Origin of the sequence: Flavobacterium zepuense (assembly GCF_007097145.1) — a bacterium.
In the GTDB taxonomy this organism is placed as follows: domain Bacteria; phylum Bacteroidota; class Bacteroidia; order Flavobacteriales; family Flavobacteriaceae; genus Flavobacterium; species Flavobacterium zepuense.
Map to the genome: position 1 here is coordinate 51,187 of NZ_VJVZ01000018.1, position 6,258 is coordinate 57,444.

6 protein-coding genes are annotated in these 6,258 nt (G+C 41.0%); 4 read left to right on the forward strand and 2 right to left on the reverse strand.

Going from position 1 to position 6,258, the window contains the following annotated elements; genetic code table 11:
• Positions 1 to 39 precede the first annotated feature (39 nt).
• Positions 40 to 438 carry a single-stranded DNA-binding protein gene (locus FMM05_RS20080; protein ID WP_143375216.1) on the reverse strand — a complete coding sequence of 133 codons (399 nt, stop codon included), beginning with the start codon at positions 436 to 438 and terminating at the stop codon, positions 40 to 42.
• Positions 439 to 960: 522 nt separating this feature from the next.
• On the opposite strand from FMM05_RS20080, the gene FMM05_RS20085 reads away from it, so the two are divergent.
• From FMM05_RS20085 to FMM05_RS20100, 4 genes are all read left to right on the forward strand, one after another.
• Positions 961 to 2,358, forward strand: coding sequence for a hypothetical protein (locus FMM05_RS20085; protein WP_143375217.1), 1,398 nt, complete (start codon positions 961 to 963; stop codon positions 2,356 to 2,358).
• A gap of 183 nt (positions 2,359 to 2,541) precedes the next feature.
• Positions 2,542 to 2,808, forward strand: coding sequence for a hypothetical protein (locus FMM05_RS20090; protein WP_143375218.1), 267 nt, complete (start codon positions 2,542 to 2,544; stop codon positions 2,806 to 2,808).
• A gap of 37 nt (positions 2,809 to 2,845) precedes the next feature.
• On the forward strand, positions 2,846 to 3,316 hold the full coding sequence (locus FMM05_RS20095; RefSeq protein WP_143375219.1) for a hypothetical protein: 471 nt from the start codon (positions 2,846 to 2,848) through the stop codon (positions 3,314 to 3,316).
• A gap of 20 nt (positions 3,317 to 3,336) precedes the next feature.
• Positions 3,337 to 4,170, forward strand: a complete 834-nt coding sequence (locus FMM05_RS20100) for a hypothetical protein (RefSeq protein ID WP_143375220.1) — start codon at positions 3,337 to 3,339, stop codon at positions 4,168 to 4,170.
• Between the two features lie 66 nt (positions 4,171 to 4,236).
• Here FMM05_RS20100 and FMM05_RS20105 read toward each other — a convergent pair whose 3' ends face one another.
• Positions 4,237 to 5,994 carry a S41 family peptidase gene (locus FMM05_RS20105; protein WP_143375221.1) on the reverse strand — a complete coding sequence of 586 codons (1,758 nt, stop codon included), beginning with the start codon at positions 5,992 to 5,994 and terminating at the stop codon, positions 4,237 to 4,239.
• Positions 5,995 to 6,258: the final 264 nt, after the last annotated feature.

The following is a 6,258-nucleotide window of genomic DNA, read 5'->3' on the forward strand; positions in this document are numbered from 1 at the left end:
TCTAAGATTTAATAATTAAAGAATTGAATGATTTAAGATTTAAAAAGGAAGGTCGTCTTCGGGTGCTGCGGTGGTTTGCCCCTGAGTGGTCAGGTCTATGGCTGCCCGTTCTGCTGCTTCGGCCTTTTTAGCATAGCTCAACACCTTAAAGTCGTTGGTATGGAAGGTCAGGCTTCCGACTGCCTGCCCGTCCATGTTATTGTACACGTCCATGCCGATACGCCCGATTACCTGTACCACTGCACCTTTTTTAAGCACCTTTGCCCTTTTGCTACTTAGCCAATAGGCACAATTGATGTAGGTCACTACGTCTTTGTACTCGCTACTGCCTTTGGGCTTGTAGCTGTCGTTGATGGCAATACTGAAATTAACCACCTCTTTGTCCCCGCCAACCGTCTTTACGGTAGCATCTGCTGTAATACGTCCTGCGATTTCCATGACTAAAAAATTTAAGTTTTACATTTTTCACGTATCCCTTTTTTAAAGCCGTCTGCCTCCCTCAAAACACAAATGTTTTTCAAAAAAAAAAACGGAAAAAAAGAAAGCAAGAGGCCAGGAACCGGGTGAAGGAAAAGCGGAGCGCTATAAGTCCCGAAGGGTGGCGCAGCCATTATGCGCGCGCAGCTTCCGCCGGTTCCTATCTTAGCTGCCTTTTTAGCCGTTTCGAATGAAAAACTTCGATATTATATCTTGGCTGTAAATCGCAAGAGTAAGCTACAGATTACCGCGATAAGTTGATCCTTATTGCAAGATGATCTGACCCGATAGCGGGATAGCAGTGGCATCCAACAGTACGCAGTTGATACAGCGTATAGCCCCGGTCACGCAGAGAATCGGCAATAGAATTGCAAAAGTCGATGAAATGCACTAAATATCTCTTTTTCAAAGCTTTATTAACGGATAATTCTGATTAAATTGCTGTGAACTTTAGTTTTACATCACAACCTTAAATCACCTTACATGAAAAAAAAATTACTCTTAGCATTATTACTGTTTCTAACTTTATCAGGAACAGTTTCAGCCCAGGAAAAAGAAACAACAGACAGTAAAAAGGTTATCCCAATTTCATTTTCATTTGGAAGTAAATCAATTATCGAACCTGAATCATTAAAAAAAATCAAGCCAGGTGAATACTACCAAGTCGTTATTAATGGGATAAACCAGAACTTGTACAAGGTGTCAATCAATCATGCAGATTCCACCCTTACAAAAGCGTTAGAAATGCCAAGTTTCAGTACTTTTCCAATAGAAACAATTAGTACACTGATCGCCAGTATAAATCCACGAACTACAACGGTTCTAAAAAATGGAAGTGGGACTAAATTATCAGAACCTGTCGGCGATACAATGGCAGAGTATAAAATTAAGTTAACTGGACATTTAGCCATCTTGCAACAAATCCGTAAATCGATCGATTCCCTCCAGTTGGAGTCTTATCAGTATACGCTGGAACAGCTCCGTGTAAAACCCACCAATAAACAAGGTTACAATTACGGTACTGCATTAGCTGGGATTATTAAAATTCGTAATAAAATTGCTGAGGCTCAGATTAAAATACTCAAAGGGCAACAGGATTATCTTAAATTTTCTGAAGATCGCAAAGATGAAATTGAGGAAAAAAAAGCAACAGTTAAAGAAAACCTCAAAACTGCTGATGCCGAAATAAAAGCAGCATTTACAGCATTGGTAACCAGTTGTAGTGAAGCTCAGGCGACCGTCAGCGCTGATAAGGTAAAAGAATTAATGACAAGTGTTGTACATGCAGAAAACAATGCAGATACCATTTATAGGTCAATGCCACTTCAGTTTACAAAGGAACAGGCAATCGTAGATATTACTATCGAACCAAGAGATCCCGCTACCTATAAATTACAGACATATAGGACTTCTGTAACTTTCCCGGCATCGAAATTAAGTTACGCCGGGGTAGGCGTTTCTTTTTATACATCAAAATTATACGACGAAGTTTACTCGCTGGAAGGCTTTGCAGTGAATGATTCAGTAACGCACTACAGGGCCCGGGAGGAATCGGTGAGCAAAAGGGAAATTGGTATTACTGCATTACTTCGGGTGGGTACACGCATTAAAAAGTACGAATGGCTGGGCATCCACGGTAGCATTGGTCCTGGTATATCCATTGGAGAGAAGGTTAAGCCACGCCTCTTAGCCGGAGGTGGGCTAGCCATTGGCACCAAACATTGTTTTACGCTTGATGCAGGTGTGATTGCAGGTTACGTAGAGCGCCGAAGTGCCTTATCTAGTCCCGATGAAGTATTTACTGTTAAGCCTGACAATGTAACGGTATCAAAACTGAAGGCCGATTTCTTTTTCTCCCTTGGGTATCTATACCGCTTTTAACATCCTCGTCTTTTTAAAGTTTATAAGAAATAATTATAAATGAACAAAGCCGCTCTGTACCACAGAAGCGGCTTTTCATTCTATATCATATAAGTATTGTGAATTCAAAACCATCATTTGCAATACGGTCTTGGGGCGGATAAAAAGGTAATCATTCAGGCATGTTAAACAAATTCCCTCGAAATGCCATTTCCTGCATTCGGAGAGACCTGTATCGCTAAGGAAGGTTTTAGTCTTTTGGTTTTCGGCTGGCCTTGCCATAACTTAGCTGCATTTTTTAGCCGTTTTACTTATGAAAAACAATCATCAACTCAGGTAGATCAAAACAGCCTCAGCCCATTGCAGCACGGTATTGGAAAGAACAAAATGCCTTTCAAGATTGTAATTAGTAAGAGTTCTATTGAATCAGAAGCATTAGTATTTTACCCGTACTTATTTCAGCATGAATAAAAGCCGGTCCATTTTTTACCTAAGCATACCAGTATGTATGATGATCCTTTTAGCTTGTTCCAATCCCGGAATGGAGATCAAGCCCATAGATGACGCATTTAACAGGCAAATGTTTACCCGCCGGGGGCTGGATAAGCGCCTTTTTCCAAGTGATGGGGTATTCCAATATTATGAGATCAGTAAGTCATCCCAGATAAAAGCTGATGCGCTTCGCACTACGCTGCTGGCTTATATCCATAAGCATTACAGCCGTAATGCGTTAAAGCAGGCAAAAAACCTGACAATCTTCTTTTATGAAAGCGGCAAGCTGAAAGAGTATAAAGACCTGCTTTACCCGTCCGCCTCCCAAAATGCAGACGGGAACTTAACCGGCCAGAATAAGGCATTACGTGCAAGGATGCGGTTGGGAGTTATAAAGAACGACAGCGCCCATTATGCCCAAACTACCTGGCTATTTTCTAAAGGAAAAGAAGCAGTAATGACAAGCGATACACTAAAAATCCAATAACCTAAGCAAAATTTCAGCAAATGAATACTGTAAAAAGATACCTGTCCTTAACCTTCATCAGCCTGCTCACAGGCTTATTTACCGATTGCCAAAACCCGAACAGCCAGGCAAGCCAAAATGATGCTCCAGAGGTATTAACAGGAACCTGGACGATGGTAAGGGAGAGTGGCGGTAAGTACGTGCTATTGGATTGCGGTGATGGCAGTGAAACGATTGTGCTTACTGCTGATTCTGTTTTGCATAAGGGAATTATGGAGGATGCGGGCAGTAAGATAGACCATCGTGAGATTAAGGTCGACACGGCCGTTATTTACCTTGACAAGACCGGTACTTCCTATTATAAGTTAATCGGATCAGATAAGCAAAGCGGCATATCGAAATGGGTGATCAAAGAAGGCGATGGCCTTGAAATTGAGAAGTTCTTTGTAGATAAAACCCACCTAATAACTATCAAAAAATCGAAGGGTACGGCATCCGACTGCGGGACAACTGCGGATGCAGGTGACCAGGTGGATGGCTCCTTTGTAATAGGCAACGGTAACCTAACAGCCAGCATTGAGGGAAGCAACTGCATTTCGATAAGGGATAAAAGTGGGAATATGCAATTTGAGCGCTGCCTGGAAGAAGGAAATATCATGGCGCTGCGAAAAGTTAAAGGAGATTTCCTGCCGCTGACCTTTATGAGCGGGCCACATTCAATGGATGCCGACTTTTTCCTGAAGGGCAAAGAGTGGGTTGCCAAAAGCGTCACTTTTTACAAGCATACCGATAACGGTGATATAAAAACTACCAGGGCAATAGATGTCTCATTAAGTGGTTTTGATTTTAGAAATGTGGCAGAGAAGTTTGATTAGAACAAATTGGAACCTGGATACAGTCGCCTCAACTTTCCTTCGCTTATGGTTAATTCTACTAAAGACTTATTTCTTAATCAGTTTAATGGCTTCATCCAGCAGGTAATCTTTAGTATTTAGCAGATTTTCCGGTGTTAAGGGGATGTATTTATCTATATGTACACCTTTACGCTGGGCATTTGTACCATTGGTATAAAATATGGCATTACCTGTAAAATTCATTTTATAGCCGCCCGGCAGCATGAACATTTTTTCATCACCATCCGCACCAGCCGATTGTTCCCCTATGGTGATACTTTGTGGAAAAACGCTTTGCAGGTTCATTACGTTCCATTCACTCATGCTTAATGTTTCAGGGCTTACGATGATAACCATCTTTCCCTTATAAGAGCCACCATCGGCTTTGATATCAGGATGGTTATACGTCTCGTATTTATCGTTAAGGATAAAGGTGCCAACTTCTTTTTTATTGATCTCAAAATAATCGGCAAAGCGGTTAGGGTAACTGCCAAAATTCTTAAAAAAGGTAAATACAAAACCGCCCCAGTCGGGATAATTACGCATATCCAGTATAATCCCTTTTTGGCGGGCTGCAACGGCAAGGATGCTATCCATTGTACTAAGGGCTTTATCATCAGGTACGGTCTCGATAAAGCGGAAGGTTTCCCCGATCTTAAAGTACGCGATGTCGCCAGGGAGTATGTCAAGGTTCCTATCGGTCCGTCTATCGGGTATTGCATTGTTAATGTAGTCCGTAAGCCTTTTTACATTATCGGAATCCCTGTTGTGGATAAAATCGACAATCTTCAAATTTCCAGAACCGTTTCGCCTAACAGCAAGTCCAAAATCTTTTGACTCCGAGTGCCAGATAAGGTTCTTGAGATAGTCTGATAAATGAAAGCGTAAGGTTGGCCTGTTGGATACCGATAGCCATTTCGCTGTCCTGTTCACTAAGGCAGCGACTGTTTCATCGTTGACCTTTACAATTGCGTCACCAACTTTGAGATCCGCTTTAGCGCAATAGTCCGGCAGGATAATTTCGGTTACAATGATCCTGTCATCAAACACGGCATACTTAAAGGGTGGAAAAAAGCTGTTCTTGAAAATTTTGTCCCTGAATTTGACCTGCTTAATGAATTTGAAAGCGTGGGAATCATCAAATGCAGCAACCAGTTCCAGCAAAACAGTCTCATGCTCCTGACGGGTTTTGCTGGCAGCATCTATCGGGAGCTTTTTCCTTAAAAGGCTGTCAAAATTTTTATCCATCAGGTATTTATGCGGAAATAGATAATCCACCGCTCCCTGTATCTTAGCCAGGGTCAGCATACGGAATTTATAAGGAATATTTTCAGTTGCCGGGAAGGAATATTCCGGCTCGTTTGGTATCTCAGCGCTGTAGCGGATATTAGGAATGTAATGATGTATGCTATCGGTATAACGGTTCTCAAAAATAGCAGTGAGCCTTTTTTTGTTATCACCATTAAACAGCCTGCCCGAGGAGAACCATTTGCGATCTTTGTTTATGGCCAGCAGTTTACCGGTAGTTTTAGATGCTTTCACAACTTCAATAGTTGGAAGCTTATCTAAAAAAGAACCTACGAAAGCATTGAAATCACCTGTTGTTTTAATATTATCCAGAGTGCTGATGTTCTGCAAGAATAATGTATCCGCGTTTATCATACCGCTGGCTATAGCGGGATGATAATATTTTACATAATTCCATACCTTAAAAAAGTGCAGCTTGCTTTCTACCTGAGAAATGTTTTGTGCAGTAACTGGTGAGCTGGCGGTAATTAAAAGTAATAGGGCAGCTAAATATTTCATATTGATCAATGGTAAGGAGCAGCAAAACTAAAATTTTAATGTAATGTACAGCAGGCAGAAAAGTTAAAGTTATAGCTCATTCTTTTGTTTTTCAAGTGTCCTCATCGTATTTTCCAAATTATCGGTATTACAGAATGCGATTAAACAAATTCGAAAACAAAGGCATTAAAAGTCAACTTATGCATCAGTTATACCGTTAAAAAGCAAATTTATTTAGATATTTTTTTAGTTCAGGACAATTAAAAAGGCTGCGAACCTGCATTG

Excerpts from the sequence above, each read along its gene's own strand:
- FMM05_RS20105 (WP_143375221.1), bottom strand. The coding sequence starts at position 5,994 with ATGAAATATTTAGCTGCCCTATTACTTTTAATTACCGCCAGCTCACCA.
- FMM05_RS20080 (WP_143375216.1), bottom strand. The coding sequence starts at position 438 with ATGGAAATCGCAGGACGTATTACAGCAGATGCTACCGTAAAGACGGTT.
- FMM05_RS20100 (WP_143375220.1), top strand. The coding sequence starts at position 3,337 with ATGAATACTGTAAAAAGATACCTGTCCTTAACCTTCATCAGCCTGCTC.
- FMM05_RS20095 (WP_143375219.1), top strand. The coding sequence starts at position 2,846 with ATGATGATCCTTTTAGCTTGTTCCAATCCCGGAATGGAGATCAAGCCC.
- FMM05_RS20090 (WP_143375218.1), top strand. The coding sequence starts at position 2,542 with ATGCCATTTCCTGCATTCGGAGAGACCTGTATCGCTAAGGAAGGTTTT.
- FMM05_RS20085 (WP_143375217.1), top strand. The coding sequence starts at position 961 with ATGAAAAAAAAATTACTCTTAGCATTATTACTGTTTCTAACTTTATCA.